Source organism: Chroococcidiopsis thermalis PCC 7203, from assembly GCF_000317125.1.
GTDB lineage: Bacteria > Cyanobacteriota > Cyanobacteriia > Cyanobacteriales > Chroococcidiopsidaceae > Chroococcidiopsis > Chroococcidiopsis thermalis.
In genome coordinates this window covers 20,999-37,414 of record NC_019699.1, presented here as the reverse complement: position 1 = coordinate 37,414, position 16,416 = coordinate 20,999, and the positions used below count along the sequence as shown (strand labels likewise).

Annotated in this window: 10 protein-coding genes and 1 pseudogene; 9 read left to right on the top strand and 2 right to left on the bottom strand. The window is 45.6% G+C overall.

What is annotated here, in order from left to right:
* The first annotated feature begins 15 nt into the window (after positions 1 to 15).
* Both CHRO_RS27715 and CHRO_RS27710 read left to right on the top strand, forming a co-directional pair.
* Positions 16 to 3,141, top strand: a complete 3,126-nt coding sequence (locus CHRO_RS27715; RefSeq protein WP_015162935.1) for an efflux RND transporter permease subunit — start codon at positions 16 to 18, stop codon at positions 3,139 to 3,141.
* A gap of 334 nt (positions 3,142 to 3,475) precedes the next feature.
* Positions 3,476 to 4,963 (top strand): multicopper oxidase family protein, encoded by a 1,488-nt coding sequence (locus tag CHRO_RS27710; RefSeq protein WP_015162934.1) that lies wholly within the window; start codon positions 3,476 to 3,478, stop codon positions 4,961 to 4,963.
* A gap of 2 nt (positions 4,964 to 4,965) precedes the next feature.
* Here the strand turns inward: CHRO_RS27710 and CHRO_RS27705 are convergent, their stop codons facing one another.
* A complete protein-coding gene (locus CHRO_RS27705) occupies positions 4,966 to 6,585 on the bottom strand; it encodes an Eco57I restriction-modification methylase domain-containing protein (RefSeq protein ID WP_015162933.1) in 1,620 nt (539 codons plus the stop codon).
* Positions 6,560 to 7,525, bottom strand: a complete 966-nt coding sequence (locus tag CHRO_RS27700) for a XamI family restriction endonuclease (RefSeq protein ID WP_015162932.1) — start codon at positions 7,523 to 7,525, stop codon at positions 6,560 to 6,562. Before CHRO_RS27700 ends, CHRO_RS27705 begins: the two co-directional genes overlap by 26 nt.
* A 371-nt stretch (positions 7,526 to 7,896) precedes the next feature.
* Here CHRO_RS27700 and CHRO_RS27695 point away from each other — a divergent pair.
* The 7 genes and pseudogenes from CHRO_RS27695 to CHRO_RS27665 all read left to right on the top strand — a co-directional run bounded on the left by CHRO_RS27695 (position 7,897) and on the right by CHRO_RS27665 (position 16,411).
* Positions 7,897 to 11,036: pseudogene (locus CHRO_RS27695) on the top strand (efflux RND transporter permease subunit).
* Positions 11,037 to 11,088: 52 nt separating this feature from the next.
* Positions 11,089 to 11,580, top strand: a complete 492-nt coding sequence (locus CHRO_RS27690) for a hypothetical protein (RefSeq protein ID WP_015162931.1) — start codon at positions 11,089 to 11,091, stop codon at positions 11,578 to 11,580.
* A gap of 126 nt (positions 11,581 to 11,706) precedes the next feature.
* Positions 11,707 to 12,411, top strand: coding sequence for a two-component system response regulator RppA (gene rppA / locus CHRO_RS27685; protein ID WP_015162930.1), 705 nt, complete (start codon positions 11,707 to 11,709; stop codon positions 12,409 to 12,411).
* The gene (gene rppB, locus CHRO_RS27680) at positions 12,398 to 13,726 is read left to right on the top strand and encodes a two-component system sensor histidine kinase RppB (RefSeq protein ID WP_015162929.1); all 1,329 of its coding nucleotides are present in this window, start codon (positions 12,398 to 12,400) and stop codon (positions 13,724 to 13,726) included. The genes rppA and rppB overlap by 14 nt, the downstream gene beginning before the upstream one ends.
* A gap of 260 nt (positions 13,727 to 13,986) precedes the next feature.
* Positions 13,987 to 14,250 carry a metal-sensitive transcriptional regulator gene (locus CHRO_RS27675; RefSeq protein ID WP_015162928.1) on the top strand — a complete coding sequence of 88 codons (264 nt, stop codon included), beginning with the start codon at positions 13,987 to 13,989 and terminating at the stop codon, positions 14,248 to 14,250.
* A gap of 23 nt (positions 14,251 to 14,273) precedes the next feature.
* Complete coding sequence (locus CHRO_RS27670; protein ID WP_015162927.1) at positions 14,274 to 15,665, top strand: MFS transporter; 1,392 nt, start codon at positions 14,274 to 14,276, stop codon at positions 15,663 to 15,665.
* A 68-nt stretch (positions 15,666 to 15,733) separates the two neighbouring features.
* On the top strand, positions 15,734 to 16,411 hold the full coding sequence (locus CHRO_RS27665) for a response regulator transcription factor (RefSeq protein ID WP_015162926.1): 678 nt from the start codon (positions 15,734 to 15,736) through the stop codon (positions 16,409 to 16,411).
* The last annotated feature ends 5 nt before the right edge of the window (positions 16,412 to 16,416 follow it).

Below are 16,416 nucleotides of genomic sequence, written 5' to 3'. Positions count from 1 at the left end.
TTCAAGATTACTACAATGCTCAGTGCTATTATTCGGTGGGCGATTGCTCGACGTTGGCTGGTGATTTTGGGTGCAATTGTCCTGACATTTTGGATATTTCGCACTATCGTCCAGATGCCGTTGGATGTATTTCCTAGCTTTGCACCCCCGCAAGTGGAAATACAAACCGAAACTCCTGGACTTGCCCCTGAAGAAGTTGAATCCCTGGTAACGCTGCCAATTGAAAGCGCGATTAATGGAACTCCAGGGGTGTCTGCGGTACGTTCTGCTTCTGCGGCGGGAATTTCCGTTGTCAAAGTTATCTTCAACTGGGGAACGGACATTTACCAAGCGCGGCAGTTGGTGACAGAACGGCTGCAACAAGCTCAAGCCAAACTTCCCGACGGAGTGGAAACACCGCAAATTTCTCCGATTAGCTCTCCTATCGGCACTGTTTTGCAATATGCCTTTACTTCCCAAACAACGAGTTTGATGGAGGTGCGACGCATTGTTGATTGGCAGGTGACTAACCGCCTCTTAGCTGTCCCTGGCGTGAGTCAAGTGGTGGCGTATGGCGGTGATGTGCGTCAGTATCAAGTGCTAGTCGATCCAGCCAAACTCAAAGCCTTTAATGTCTCCCTAGAAAGTGTTGTCACAGCTACCCGCGAGGCAAATGTTAACGCTCCTGGGGGCTATTTCATCACTCCCGATCGCGAAAAATTAATTCGAGGAATTGGACGGATTGAATCGATTGCAGATTTGAAAAGATCGGCGATCGCTGCCCGTCAGGGTACTCCGGTCACGATTCAAGATGTTGCCGAAGTACAAATTGGCGCAGCCATCAAGCGGGGAGACGGCAGCTTCAACGGTCAAAAGGCAGTTATCGTAATGATTAACAAACAGCCGCTTGCCGATACTCCCACTGTCACTCGTGCGATTGAAAAGGCAATGGAGGAGATTAAAGCAGGCTTGCCAAAAGATATTCAAGTGACTGCGACATTTCGTCAAGAAAGCTATATTGATTCTTCAATTGAAAATGTTAGATCGGCTTTATTTGAAGGCGCGATTATCGTGGCGATTATTCTGATTCCATTTTTGATGAATTGGCGCAATCTGGTTGTTTGTTTAGTGGCGCTGCCTTTATCTTTACTACTAGGAGTGTGGGCGCTTTCTTTACTCGGACAGGGTTTAAATACGATGACTCTAGGCGGGTTAGCAGTGGCGATTGGCTCTGCTGTTGATGATGCGATCGTCGATGCTGAAAACGTCTACCGCTGTCTGCGAGAAAACAAATACTCGCCCCACCCGCGCCCAGTGCTGAGCGTTGTGTTTGATGGTTGTCAGGAAGTACGAGATTCGGTATTCGGAGCCACTATAATTACGCTAGTTGTTTTCTCCCCAGTTTTTGCCTTGAGTGGTGTAGAAGGCAGCATCTTTATCCCGATGGGTATTGGCTACATAGTGGCGGTTCTGGCTTCTAGCGTCATCGCACTGACAGTCACCCCAGCTTTATGTGCGATTTTATTGCCTTACGGTCGCTTGCCCCAAAGAGAACCTTGGGTGGCAAGATTTTTTAAACGGCTTTATCAACCTTTGCTCAATTTCTCCTTGCGGCGTTCTGGAATTATCTTAGCTTTTGCTGCTGCAAGTTTAGTAGCAACAATTCTGATTGTCCCCAGTTTAGGACGAATATTTTTACCGGAATTTCAAGAGCAAACTTTAGTCAATACCTTGATGCTTTATCCAGGTACATCTTTGGAAACGACGAACCAGGCTGGAGAAGCAATTCAAGCGGCGCTCAAGGGCGATCGCCGATTTCCTTTCGTGCAGTTGCGATCGGGACGTGCCCCAGGCGATGCAGATGCGGCTGGAGTCAACTTGGCACATTTAGATGTCCAGTTGAGCGCAGCAGGAATGAGCGATCGCCAGGGGAGTATTGAGACTCTGCGACAGGAATTTGCGAAATTACCAGGAGTCGCGCCCAATATTGGCGGTTTTATTTCACACCGGATGGATGAGGTGCTGTCGGGAGTCAGAAGTGCGATCGCACTCAAAATTTTTGGACCCGATTTAGAACAACTCCGTACCCTTGGCAGCCAAGTGAACGAGGTGATGAAATCTGTTGAGGGAATTGTCGATCTGCAACTCGAACCGCAAGTCCCAGTCGAGCAGATCCAAATTAAGTTCGATCGCGATGCAGCTGCGCGTTACGGTCATACAGTCGGACAGCTTTCCGAGATTGTCGAAACGGCACTCAACGGACAAGTGGTGTCTCAAGTTTTGGAGCAGCAACAGACCTTCGATCTCGTCGTGTGGTTGAGACCCGATGCGCGGCAAAATTTGGACGCAATTCGGAATTTATTAATTGATACTCCTGATGGGAATAAAATTCCTCTCGCCCAAGTTGCTGCAATCGATAACGGCACTGGACCAAATACGATCAATCGCGAGAATGTTTCCCGTCTACTCGTCGTTGCGGCTAACGCTAGCGGGAGAGATTTGCGTTCTGTAGTGAACGAAATTCAAGCCAAAGTTAGACAACAAGTACAAATCCCTCCTGGTTACTATATCCAGTATGCCGGTCAATTTGAAGCAGAAGAAAGAGCCACACAAAATATTCTCGTCTCTAGTGCAATAGCTTTTGTAGTTATTACAGTGATTATGTACCTCTCAGTCAAATCTATTCCTTCTACAGCTACGATCGTGATTAATTTACCTCTAGCATTAGTTGGAGGAGTTATTTCAGTAGCTTTGACTGGAGGAATTATTTCTATTGCCTCCCTCGTTGGCTTTGTCACCCTATTCGGAGTTGCTACCCGTAACGGTCTATTGCTGGTAGATAATTACAACACTAAATTTGCTGAAGGTATGGCTTTTAAAGATGTCCTGATTCAGGGTTCTATGGAACGGCTCAATGCCATTTTAATGACGGCTTTCACCTCAGCTTTAGGCTTAGCACCCCTAGTCTTGTCAGGCGGAGCAGGAAAGGAAATTCTGCAACCACTTTCTATTGTGGTGCTAGGTGGATTGTTTACTTCTACAGCCCTGACGTTGATAGTTTTACCTGCTTTGTACGTCAAGTTCGGTAAGTTTTTGATACCTAAGCGAAATCCGTCAGTTGTAAAGGATAGTACAGCAATTGGAGTTTCTTTTGAGCAGTAACTTTTGAATAAGATTACTTGAAAATTGAATCCAGTTGAATTCTACTAAAATTTTTGCTTGTCAGCTAAAAGAAGGTAAACCAAGTATGGAGAAGATTGATTGAAGATATATGTGTACTACTTGGTAAATTCGCTCATCTTCTTGTTGAAAAAAGTTTAAAGATTTCATTTCAATTTCATTTTAAGTTGTAAATTAGTAAGCAGATTTTTTAGATGCGATCGCTACCTATTCCAATTGGAGAAGTCGCATCGGTAAGAGGCTATTTCTGGAGAATCTAAAAAAATTACAGGCGCAAATCTCAATCTTGCAGGCTTTGTCCTGTAAGGGACAGAATATGGTAAAAGTTAATCGCCGACAGTTTATTATCCTCACCACTGCTAGTGCAGTGACTGCATCAGTCGCGAGCATCGCATTGGCACAAAACAACAGGAATCCCTTCAAATCCCAAGCCTTGTCCCCTAAAATCTATAAAAGTGCTGACGGTTTACTAAAACTTGACCTAGAAGCAGGTTCTCACCCTATAAGTTTGGGAGGCAAACGGGCATATCTTCTGGGCTATAACGGACAAGTACCCGCTCCTCGGCTCGAAGCTCAAGCAGGAGATACAGTCCGCATCCGCTTTACTAACAACCTTACCCAACCCACTAACCTGCACTATCACGGGCTGCACGTCACTCCCACTGGCAATGCAGATAATCCTTTTCTAGAAATTCCGCCAGGAGAGAGTTTGACCTACAAATTTACTATTCCCAAAAATCATCGCTCTGGTACATATTGGTATCACCCCCACCATCACGGCTATGTGGCAGAACAGGTATTTGGTGGTTTAGCAGGTTTGTTTATTATTCGGGGTGAGTTGGATGAGATTGCTGAAATTCAAGCTGCGAAAGAGGAATTTTTAGTTTTACAAGATTTTGCTTTAGACCGAAACGGGCGCATTCAATCTCCAAACCATATGGATATGATGATGGGGCGCGAGGGAGAACTACTGACTGTCAACGGTCAAATCAAACCCACTTTCTCCATTGCTTCTGGAGGCTTACTACGCTTACGATTCCTCAATGCTTCACCTTCTCGGTTCTACCGCCTCGCTCTCGAAAACCATCCCTTCTACTTAGTTGCTACAGACGGGGGAGCTTTAGCCGAACCTGTGGAATTCAAAGAGCTGCTACTTGCGCCTGGAGAACGAGCAGAGATGTTGGTGCGTGGGGAAAGAGAGCCAAAGCAGTACCGCTTGTTAAATTTACCCTACAACCGAGGTGGGATGGAAATGATGGAAGATGAAATGGGTATGATGGGTGATAGCAGCCACATGATGGGGGGAAAGTCCCAGGTAAATCCTCAAATTTTAGCAACTCTGACTTATCAAGGTTTTGTCTCTACCCTGCCTTTACCCAAACAACTCATTCCTGTAGAAACACTACCAGAACCGAAGACAGTCAGACGGTTAGAATTGTCAATGGAGGAGGAAATGGCTCCTGGTATGGGGATGAGCTTTACGTTCAACGGGAAAGCTTTCGATCCGAACAAAATTAACACTCAAGTGCAAGTGAATACAGTTGAAGATTGGGAATTAGTTAACGTCGATCTAGACCGTATGGATCATCCTTTCCATTTGCACGTCAATCCTTTTCAAGTCATATTGCGTAACGGTGAACCAGAACCCTACCGTGCTTGGAAAGATACAGTTTTGGTGCGTGGAGGTGAAACTGTCCGCATCCGCATTCCGTTCCGCGATTTTCCTGGTAAGACTGTTTATCACTGTCACGTTCTCGACCATGAAGACTTGGGGATGATGGGGATTGTGAATATACAAGCTTGACGTTAAAACCTGCTATAGAAGTTTTTGCCTTCAAGGGTAGTATAACTAGAGTTTTCTAAAGCTTCTAGTAGTATATTGGCTGGTGTATTTGCTAACTCTCTCGGCTCTAATTTGTGCAACCCGTCTCCATAAACACGCCCCTCACTGATTAAGCTTTGCATAGGAATTGAATTTAAGGCTTTCCAAACAGATTTCAGCAGATCGGGAGCGGTTGCGAGGAGAGTTGCTAGATGTTGTTTGGGATACATCATAAGATAAACATTGGGAGCGATCGCGTTGGAATGGTTAAGGATGAAGCGAAAAGGCTTGCCATTTTTGGATTGATGTCGCCCCATATACGTACACAGAAATTTGGTAGGATGTCTAGTTTCCTGCAAGTACCACAACGACCGATGCTTACACAAATAACGCTCCGGTATACCAGCCTCTACACCTTGTTTGAGATAATTCCAAACAGAGAGATGGTTAGCACGTAACTCTTCTAGTTGTTGTTTGCAGGTTAACAAGAAAAGTTGGCGATCGAGCCGAGGATTTCCTCGTTCATCCGCAAATATTTCATCATTTGGTAAATGTCGAGGGCTGGGCAAAATAGGCGTTAAAAATTCAGTTGGAATGCAAAGTTGACTAGTCTGTTCGGATTTGAGGATAAAAAAGTTGTTGGCTCCAGTAGCAACTCCTCGCTTAATTTCAAATAGATCGGATAACTTAACATCAGAAGATTGAATATTGAACTTTTGAGTACCTGAAATTGCGGTTACGTTCCATTTCGGTACTTTTTCTAGAAACTTTGATGATACACTTTTTGAAAAAATAGGTTTGTCAATGCTTCCTCCATAGGTAAATTTTACATTGTAGTCACGAGTTGGTCTTATATTTCTAAACCAAATAACTGCTGTAGATACAAGCACATTACTGAATTGCAGATCGTTAGGATCGAATCTATGTACTCTGAGTAGAGTCACTTGGTTTAACAAGTAGTTTTTGATTTTTACCCCGTAGTTTACATCCATAAACTCAGAAGGAATTAACCAGCAAGCTAGTCCACTCTGCGACATCCAGTTATGTGCTACTAATAGAAAATAACAGTACAGACCTGCTAAACCGCTCAATTGAATACCAGTAGCTTTTATTCCTAGATCTTTGAGCAGATTCTTCTTCTCATTTGATAAATGGTGGTGTCGCACGTAAGGCGGATTGCAAATCAAGAAATTAGATCTCAGACTCTCCTTTTCAGGCGGAACACTTTCTGTGAAATCTACAATGTTAACTTTCAAAGGAGTATTGCTCCATAGTTTTAGTGCTGTTTCAGCATAATCTCGGTCAATTTCGTAACCAACAGCACTCTCAATTTGTTCGAGAGAAAACGTTTGCAATAAAGCAGAATAAAAAGAGCCAGTGCCGATTGCTGGATCTAAAAAGCGAATTTTTTCATTGGATGGAAGTAGAGATTTAGAGTAGCTGAGGATTTCGAGTGCCAAAGAATACGGTGTAGCAAATTGTCCTAAGCGATTGCGTTCCACAGCACTTTTAGTAGCATCGAGTCGAGTCTGCTCGATCGCCCTTTTAGCCTCAATTAGATCGATGTTACTAGGCTGCTCATAATCCAAATTCTGCCAAATCATCTATACGATGCTCCCAAACCCAATCTATACCCTCCGCAGCTTCGTAGCCTAAGTATCCACTGTCAAAGTAGCCACATAAGAATAAAACAAACTCGATTGTATTACCATAGGTCGCCTGTAGCTGTTGGATTTTTCGGGCTTCTTCCTTTCTCCGTTTATTGACATTTGTAAAGTCACCCGCCGATTTTGCTTCTACCAATAAGGGACGATCTCCACGTCGAGCAGTATTACGCATAATGACTGCATCAACAGGGATATTGACTGTTTTACCATCCTCAGATGACAAGTTGACAGGGATATTCAACCGAAAGCTATACGTTCCTGGCAGCATTTCATCAAACCGTACCCTTCGATCCGCAGGCAATAGACGATAACCGCGTCTGTTCAGCCATGCTGCTATCTCCCGTAGTTGTCTTGCCTCTTGAGCGTTACGAACGATAGGATCTGCTGACGAGCCACACAAACGATCTGCAACAATTGTTGCAGCACGATAAATCTCACTTTCTGTCGGTTTTTGCTCTGTATCTAGCCACGTAAAAATATCCCGATCCGCAAGTCTTGAGACAATATTTGTAATTTTTCTCAGTTGTTCATCGAGGCGATCGCCTGTGAGCCGAACGGGTAATTTACCTTCAACTTCCATGCGCTCCACGACACTTTTAGCCACACCAGCTAACCCAATTAGCCGATCTCTAGCAATTGGCGGACAGGTACACATCCTGAGTGTCGGAAGTATGCTCGGATTCTGTCGCAGAATCTCTGGCTGTAAATTTTTGAGATTGTTAGTAGCTTGTAGTGTCGATGCTACAACCTGGGTGACTTTAACGCGAGTTTCACGAAATGCCTGCGGAGCGAAATTCACAAACCAAGTATTGTACATATCTACAGACTGAGCTATGTCTACTTTCCAACGATCGGGTTTATCGCAATTTACAGCCATTCGAGTTGAGCAGAAATGTTCGTTTCTACTTTAGCCCCTGTTGCCCGTACAACTAAGAAGGCTGTTTGCGTCTTCACCGAAGATTAAGCGTTCAACATATTAAACCGCACTTTTGCAGTCAAGCACTCATATTTTGAATTTTTCGCCGCCAAAGCACAGCTCAACAATAACGATCTGTACCTACCTGCTAAATCGAGGGAGTAGAAGAGTATGGAGTCCACTTCACCCTTGGCGATGCAGTCACAAAACTTCAACTGAATCGCCCGACAAATTTCATCTCGATTTCATCTGAGTTTGGGACATTAGATACAGTGCCTCACTACAAATACAACTATCACCAAGCCGCTGTCCCAGCTATGGTCTAGAAAATAATGCTCAACTCTATTGTCAAATGGTCGATCGCTCAACGGTGGCTGGTGGTTATCGCTTCCATCATCATTACCTTGTGGGGATTTCGCGTCCTGACTCAAATGCCGCTAGACGTTTTCCCAGCGTTTGCACCGCCGCAAGTAGAAATTCAAACTGAAGCATCTGGACTGGCTCCAGAAGAAGTGGAATCCCTCGTCACTCGACCGATAGAAAGTGCTATTAACGGTACTCCTGGAGTCGAAACGGTACGTTCTTCTTCTGCCGTCGGTATTTCCGTAGTGAAAGTGATTTTTGGTTGGGACACTGAGATATATCGCGCCCGCCAGCTAGTTCAGGAGCGATTGCAACAGGCTCAAAGCCAGTTGCCGCAGGGAGTGGAGCCGCCACAAATTTCTCCGATTAGCTCTCCTCTAGGGGCGGCGATTAAATATGCCTTTACCTCCGAAACTACTCCTCTCATGGAAGTGCGGCGGATTGTGGATTGGCAAGTAAAAAACCGTCTTTTGGCTGTGCCTGGGGTGACTCAAGTTGTAATTTTTGGCGGAGACGTGCGCCAGTATCAAGTCCTAGTCGATCCCGACAAGCTCAAAGCCTTCAACGTCTCTTTACAAGAGGTAGCTGAAGCGACTGAAAAAGCTAACGTCAACGCACCAGGTGGATTTTTAATCAGCCCAGACCAGGAAATGTTAGTGCGAGGAGTTGGGAGGATTGCGTCGATTGACGAGCTGAAGCAATCGGCAATTACAGCCCGCAATGGTACGCCCGTTTTACTCGGTCAGGTAGCTGATGTGACAATTGGTGCAGAACTCAAACGCGGCGATGCAACTTTCAATGGTAAAAAGGCAATTGTTTTAGTTGTCAACAAACAGCCGCAAGCTGACACCCCCACAGTCACCCGTGCAGTAGAAGCGGCAATGGCGGAAATTCAAGCCAGCTTGCCCAAAGATGTGAAAGTAGATGTGACTTTCCGTCAGGAAAATTTTATCGAAGCTTCGCTCAAGAATGTAGAGGATGCATTGCGCGATGGTATTATCATCGTTTCTGTCGTGCTGATTCTGTTTTTGATGAATTGGCGCACGGTGATTATCAGTCTGAGCGCCCTGCCCTTATCTTTACTACTGGGGATGATGATTTTGAATTGGACCGGACAGGGCATTAATACAATGACGTTGGGAGGATTGGCTGTTGCTATTGGTTCGGTGGTAGATGATGCCATTGTGGATATGGAAAACGTCTACCGTCGTTTGCGGGAAAACCAGCAAGCAGGAACGCCAGTCAATCCTTTGCAGGTGGTATTTGATGGCTCGATTGAAGTGCGCGTCAGCGTGCTGTTTTCTACGGTCATTATTGCAGTCGTCTTTGCCCCGATTTTTGCCCTTTCCGGTGTGGAAGGTCGCATTTTCACACCGATGGGGCTATCTTATCTACTTTCGATCGCGGCTTCAACCCTGGTGGCACTGACGCTGACTCCAGCTTTATGCGCGCTGTTGTTGGTCAATCGGCGTTTGCCAGATGAGGAAACCTGGGTAGCGCGATTTTCCCATCGAGTTTACCGTCCGGCTTTGAGATTTTCAATTCGATTTCCCCAGATTGTCTTGATTGCTGCTGTTGCTAGTTTTGTAGCGGCAATGGTGATATTACCTTCGTTAGGACGGGTATTTTTACCGGAATTCCAAGAAAGTTCGCTCGTCGTTGCCACTTCTTTGTATCCAGGGGAGTCCCTAGAAGCCACCAATACAGCCGATCTAGCAATTCAAGATGCCCTTAAGAGTGACAAACGATTTGAAGCACTGCAATTGCGATCGGGACGCGCCCCTGGCGATAGCGATGTGGGCGGCGTTAACTTTGGGGAATTAGATGTAGAACTGAGCGAGTCGGGACTTAAAGACCGAGAAGGGAGTATTGAGACTCTGCGGCAAGAGTTTGCCAAAATACCAGGAGTAGCGGCTAATATCGGCGGTTTTATTTCGCACCGGATGGATGAGGTGCTGTCTGGAGTCAGGAGCGCGATCGCCGTCAAAATTTTCGGTCCCGACTTAGAGCAACTCCGTACTATCGGTCAACAAGTGGAGTCAACAATGCGTGACGTTACCGGAGTTGTAGACCTGCAATTAGAACCCCAAGTGCCGATTAAGCAGGTACAAATTCAGTTCGATCGCCCTGCTGCCGCTCGTTACGGTTTGAGCGTAGGCGATTTAGCTCAAACTATTGAAACTGCCTTAAATGGGCGAGTCATTTCTCAAGTCTTGGAAAACCAACAAGTATTCGACCTCGTCGTGTGGTTGCAAGAAGGTTCTAGGAACAACCTAGAAACTATTAGGAATTTATTAGTCGATACTCCCAACGGACAAAAAATTCCTCTCGCCCAAGTTGCCAAAGTTGTCTATGGCACTGGTCCGAATACGATCAACCGCGAGAACGTTTCTAGGCTTATCGTTGTTTCTGCCAACGTGCAAGGGCGAGACTTGGGTTCTGTTATTAACGATATTCGGGATCGAGTGAGACAGCAGGTGCAATTGCCTTCTGGATACTACATTTGCCTTCTGGATACTACATTCAATATGGCGGTCAATTCCAGGCACAAGAGCAGGCTACCCAAACCTTAATTTGGGCTGGAATCTTGGCATTCATTGCCATTACGATACTGATTTACTTTGCCGTCAAGTCAATTCCTGCTACGGCGATGATTATGATTAACTTACCCCTGGCATTGGTGGGAGGTGTAATTTCTGTTGCCTTGGGTGGCGGTATTATCTCCGTGGCTTCAATGGTAGGGTTTATTACTCTATTCGGTGTAGCCACTCGTAACGGACTGCTGCTCGTTGACAACTACAATAACAAGCTGGCAATTGGTATGTCCTTACGGGAAGTTCTGTTTGAGGGATCGATGGAGCGACTTGTCGCGATTCTGATGACTGCTCTATCATCTGCTTTGGGAATGGTGCCGCTAGTAGTTGGTACTGGTGCTGGTAAGGAAATCTTGCAGCCATTGGCAGTAGTGGTGCTGGGTGGATTGTTTACTTCAACAGCTTTGACACTATTAGTCATTCCAGCTTTGTATTCTCTGTTTGGTAAGTTTTTAGTTCCCAAAAAGACTATGCCAGTACAAAATATTGAAGCTGCTCAAGGTTCGGCTGTATAAGGATATTTGGCTAATCAATTTTGTCTCAATTCTTAACTATTGGAGTTAAACAATGAAATTGCTAAAATCAGGCATGATTGTTTTAGGAAGTGTAGGAATGCTGTTTTTAGGAGCTTTTAGTAGCAGTAATCAAGCAGCTAGTTCTAATAGCAGCTCAGTTGCTCTAGCTTCAGAAATCGATGCGAAAACCGAATTGAGCGGTGAAAAAGCAAGTCAATCCAAACAGAATCAAAAAAAAGGCGGTCAGGTTGTAGAGGCTGGTGCTTACCATCTAGAACTAGTCCCTGAAAAAGGAGAGAAAGGAACTCATCTGGATTTGTATTTACAAAGAGGGGACAATCACGAAGCAATTCCCAATGCTAAAGTCACGGCTCAAATTCAGTCACCTGACGGAACGCAAAAAAACTTAAATTTTAAATACGATCCCAGTGGGAAGCACTATACGACTCTGCTACCTGGAAAAGCGCCTGGTCAGTATCAGATGAAAGTTACTGCCGACGTTAAGGGTGAAAAGGTAAACGGACGTTTTAGTTTTAAGCAATAATCCGAGCGAACGGCGTTACCGATCGCGAATATATTTCACTGGTATAGTCAATCTATTTTTCTAGATAAGGTGATTGACTTTTAAGCAGAGAAGAGACTGACGCGCAATAGCGTCAGGATTAGTTTTATGAGAATACTACTAGTTGAGGATGAACCAGATCTAGGATCTGCAATTAAGCGCACTTTACACCAGGAAAAGTATGTGGTCGATCTGGTTTTAAATGGTACTGAAGCCTGGGAATATTTGGAAAATCAGCACGCACAGTATGCCTTGGCTATCCTTGACTGGTCGTTACCTGGAATGTCAGGAATAGATCTTTGCCAGCGGTTGAGGAGGCAAAACAGCCCGTTACCAGTGTTGATCCTGACAGCTAGAGATAGTATCGAAGATAGAGTAACAGGTTTGGATGCAGGGGCAGATGACTATCTAGTAAAACCGTTTAGTATGGCGGAACTCCTAGCAAGGGTGAGGGCACTCCAGAGGCGATCGCCTCAGATTCTACCCCAAAAACTCCAAGCAGGTAATCTAATTTTAGATTACGCTAACCGAAGTGTTTATCTGCTCGAACAAAGTGGCGATAAGCAGTTAGTATCGCTGACCAATAAGGAATTTCAGCTACTAGAGTATTTTATGACACATCCGAATCGGATTGTTAGCAGCGAGCAGATTCGCAATCAGCTTTGGGAAGTGAATGCAGATACGACTAGTAATGTAGTAGCTGCTCAAATTCGCTTGCTCAGACGACAACTTGCAGTCATAGGCAGCACTGACGCAATCGAAACTGTTCCTGGCAGGGGCTATCGCCTCAACATTCCCGATGCAACAAAATAAACTTTTTACTCGGACTCGTTGGCAATTAGTCGTTTGGTATGCAGCCGTGATGGGTTGCATTTTAGGTCTACTTGGCTTTGGAATGTACCAAGCAATTATTCACGCTCACTGGCGCACTCTAGACAGAGAGCTAGAGATTGTGGCTGGAACGCTACACGATTCGATCGAAAAAACTTTGATTCAACCTGGACGCTTGGAACAGACAACCAAGCAGCTCCTGCCACAAATGCCGCAGTTGGAAAAACGTCACATTCTCGGAGCCATTCACCGAGATGACTACTACATCAGGTTTTTAGACCGTTCTGGACGGGTTATCGCTCTATTCGGTTCTCAACCAAATGGGTTGCCGCTTACCTCAGGAGAGTCTACATGGCAAACTCTTGTCGATTCTAAGGGAAATCGGTATCATCAAATATCTTTATCATTACATACTCAGGACAATCGCCCTTGGGGATACATGCAGATGGGGCGAAGTCTCAAAGATGTTGACGATTATCTAACTAACGTGAAGCTAGTTTTGCTGGTAGGATTACCAATTGCTATGGCAATGGTGGCAGTTTCCAGTTGGTGGCTGGCAGGATTAGCAATGCGACCGATTTACCGCTCGTATAGGCAAGTTCAACAGTTTACAGCAGATGCAGCTCACGAATTGAGAACGCCTTTAGCGGCACTAGGTGCAACTGTCGAATCAGCTCTGCGATCGCCCGATCTGTCACAAGCAGAAGCATACGATATTTTACACACTTTAAACCGCCAGAATCAACGACTGACGACGTTAGTTGCCGATCTACTTTTACTATCTCGCATGGAGCGGCGACCTTTACCAGCACGACATCAGCTTTGTTGCTTAAACGATATTATTAGCGATTTAGTAGAAGAATTAACATCCTTGGCTCTTGACGCAGGAGTAAAGTTGACATCTGACATCCAAGTAAAAAGTTTGTTGCGCGTCTTTGGGGATGAAGAGCAACTGTACCGTTTATTTACAAATTTAATAGTCAATGCCATCCAGTACACGCCATCGGGCGGTCGCGTCACTGTAATTCTAGAGCGTAACGGTCACTACGCGCTGATTCGGGTTCGAGATACGGGGATTGGCATTGCACCCGAGCAACAACAACGAGTTTTTGATCGCTTCTATCGTGTCAGCAGCGATCGCTCTAGAGCATCAGGAGGATCGGGGTTAGGGTTAGCAATCGCGATGGCGATCGTTCAAGCACATGATGGTAGTTTAGAGGTGCAGAGCGAATTGGGTAAAGGCAGTACTTTCAGCGTTCGATTACCTTTAGAAACTACATCACTTCCAGATAGCTGAAGAGGATTTCTTGCTAACGGAATAGCAGAATTTCATCTGATTTTCATTTTAGAGATTTACAATGTTCAACGCTAAAGGTAGAGATTAATCTTGATTTTAAAACTAAAATACTGAACTCAGGTTAAGAAAAAAAGTTGGCGATCGCCTTTTAAAAAACCATTTGCAAACAAGCAACCGCACCAATCGGCTCCAAGGTGTTGCAATAACACTGGATAGCAGAGCTAAAATGTGCGTATGTATATCCCCCAGGGGGGTATCCGATGCCCCAAACTCAAAACCAAAAAATTCTCAATCGTCTTGCCAGGATTGAAGGTCACGTCCAGGCTATTCAACGAACGATCGAGGCTGACAGACCTTGCCCAGAAATACTTTTGCAAATTGTGGCAGTACGAGCGGCACTCAAAAAAGTGGCTTTAATCTTACTAGAAGACTTTGCCGAACAACGCTTGGCGGATGCCCTGCCTAGTGACAATTTTGAATCGGAGCGATCCGATCTTTGCAAAGCTTTAAATTTGTTGAGTTAGAAAAAGTCGATCGAAGAAGACAGATGAATACCCTTTCACTATTTCGTTGCCTCCGCAATCCAGTATTTGCGCGGCTTTATACAGCCCAAACCGTCAGTTTATTGGGAGACGCACTAACCTGGGTAGGTTTAGCTCTACTTGCCTTTGAGTTGGTGGGGAAGAATTCAGCCGTTGTCTTGTCTGGGGCTTTGACACTGCGCGTTACTGCTTTCGTCCTACTGTCACCTCTAGCAGGAGCGATCGCCGATCGCTTGGATCGCAAGCGGATTATGGTCGTAACTCATTTAGCGCGAATGCTGCTAGTTGGCTTACTACCGTTCGTTACAGCAGTGTGGCAAATCTACTTGCTGATTTTTGCGCTGAACGTCTTCAATGCCTTCTTTACACCGACATATAAGGCGACAATCCCCCAAGTCACGGGACAGAATGACTATCCGCAAGCGATCGCGCTTTCCAGCGTCACTTACCAATTGTTAAGCGTGTTGGGTCCAGGTTTTGCCGGAGCTGTCGCCGCCTTTATCGGAGCAAGGCAGATTTTCTTCTTAGATGCTCTGAGCTTCGTAGTTGCGGCTATTTTAATTTTCAGCTTACCAGGACAGCTGAGAGTCGATTCTAGTCAACCAGCGGTGAGGACAACAGGTAGAACGTGGCAAGATATCAAAGCAGGCACAACTCGTTTGTTTGTAGATGCTCCAATTCGCTACGCACTCCTGATGCAGCTAGTTGCCTCTATTGCTGGAGCGCAAATTCTCGTCAATACTATCGGTTACGTTCAAGGAACGCTCAAATTAGGAGAAGTGCAGTACGGCTGGGTGATGGCAGCTTTCGGTATTGGTGCTGCTCTCTCGGCTGTGGTAGTAGGTGCGATAAATAGACGTTTAGCACTAACATCGCTGATGTTGATGGGTGCAGTTTCGATTTCCCTAGCCTTAATGCCTGCAAATTCTGTAGATTTAGCAGTGCTGATGATACTGTGGGCTGTGGCAGGTGCAGGACAAAACTTGGTGGACTTGCCGACTCAAACTTTAATTGCAGATCGTATCCCCAGGACTATCCAAGGAAGAGTTTATGGGGCGCACTTTGCCTGGAGTCATCTGTGGTGGGCAATCTCATATCCGTTAGCTGGGTGGTTGGGCAGTCATTTGGGCGATCGCTCGTTCCTGTACGGTAGCTTAGTGAGTTTAGGGTTGTTAGCAGTCGTCCAAGTCACTGTAGCGCCGCAACTGCGCGATCGCGAACACATACACTATCCGACTTGGCACGAACACGAACACATACACGACGAACACCATCAGCACGACCACGAGCCAGAAATACTGACAGGCGAGCCACATACGCATCTGCACGAACACGCAACAATTTTGTATCACAGCCATCCCGCTCCGATCGACCTCCACCACCGCCATCACTATTAGGGAGGTGGGAACTCGCCTGGAGAAGCAGATAATCTAGAAAGCGATCGTACTTAACGGAAAAGACAATTATGAGAATTCTGTTGGTAGAGGATGACGAGCGCCTTGCTAAGGCTTTAGCAGAAGCCCTTACCGATCGACATTACATTGTTGACATTGCTACAGACGGTCAGGCAGGTTGGGAGTTTGTAGAAATCTGTCCCTACGACCTAATGATTTTAGATGTCATGCTACCAAAGCAAGATGGGATCGATCTTTGCCAAAAATTACGTCAGAGCAAGCATTCTATGCCAATTCTGATGCTGACAGCAAGAGACACCAGTTCGGATAAAGTTATGGGGTTAGATGCCGGAGCAGATGATTATGTTGTCAAACCCTTTGACCTACAAGAGCTGATGGCTCGGATTCGAGCGCATCTACGTCGGGGTAGCTCAAGCCTACCGCTAGTGTTAGAGTGGGAACATTTGCGCCTCAACCCTAATACCTGTGAGGCTACATACAACGGACAACTTCTACATCTAACACCAAAAGAGTATCGCATACTAGAATTATTCATGCGTCACAGCCATCGCACCTTCAATCGGAGCGAAATTCTCGATCGCCTTTGGTCGTTTGATGAACCACCAGCAGAGGAAACCGTTAAGGTTCATATCAGGAGCCTACGGCAAAAATTGCGAGCGGCTGGAGCTGCGGCTGACTTAATCGAGACAGTATACGGCTTGGGTTATCGGCTCAAACAAACTTTCTAACTGGA

Coding starts and splice junctions, on each gene's coding strand:
- CHRO_RS27715 (WP_015162935.1), top strand. CDS start 16: ATGCTCAGTGCTATTATTCGGTGGGCGATTGCTCGACGTTGGCTGGTG.
- CHRO_RS27705 (WP_015162933.1), bottom strand. CDS start 6,585: ATGATTTGGCAGAATTTGGATTATGAGCAGCCTAGTAACATCGATCTA.
- CHRO_RS27670 (WP_015162927.1), top strand. CDS start 14,274: ATGAATACCCTTTCACTATTTCGTTGCCTCCGCAATCCAGTATTTGCG.
- CHRO_RS27700 (WP_015162932.1), bottom strand. CDS start 7,525: ATGGCTGTAAATTGCGATAAACCCGATCGTTGGAAAGTAGACATAGCT.
- CHRO_RS27710 (WP_015162934.1), top strand. CDS start 3,476: ATGGTAAAAGTTAATCGCCGACAGTTTATTATCCTCACCACTGCTAGT.
- CHRO_RS27690 (WP_015162931.1), top strand. CDS start 11,089: ATGAAATTGCTAAAATCAGGCATGATTGTTTTAGGAAGTGTAGGAATG.
- rppB (WP_015162929.1), top strand. CDS start 12,398: ATGCAACAAAATAAACTTTTTACTCGGACTCGTTGGCAATTAGTCGTT.
- CHRO_RS27675 (WP_015162928.1), top strand. CDS start 13,987: ATGCCCCAAACTCAAAACCAAAAAATTCTCAATCGTCTTGCCAGGATT.
- CHRO_RS27665 (WP_015162926.1), top strand. CDS start 15,734: ATGAGAATTCTGTTGGTAGAGGATGACGAGCGCCTTGCTAAGGCTTTA.
- rppA (WP_015162930.1), top strand. CDS start 11,707: ATGAGAATACTACTAGTTGAGGATGAACCAGATCTAGGATCTGCAATT.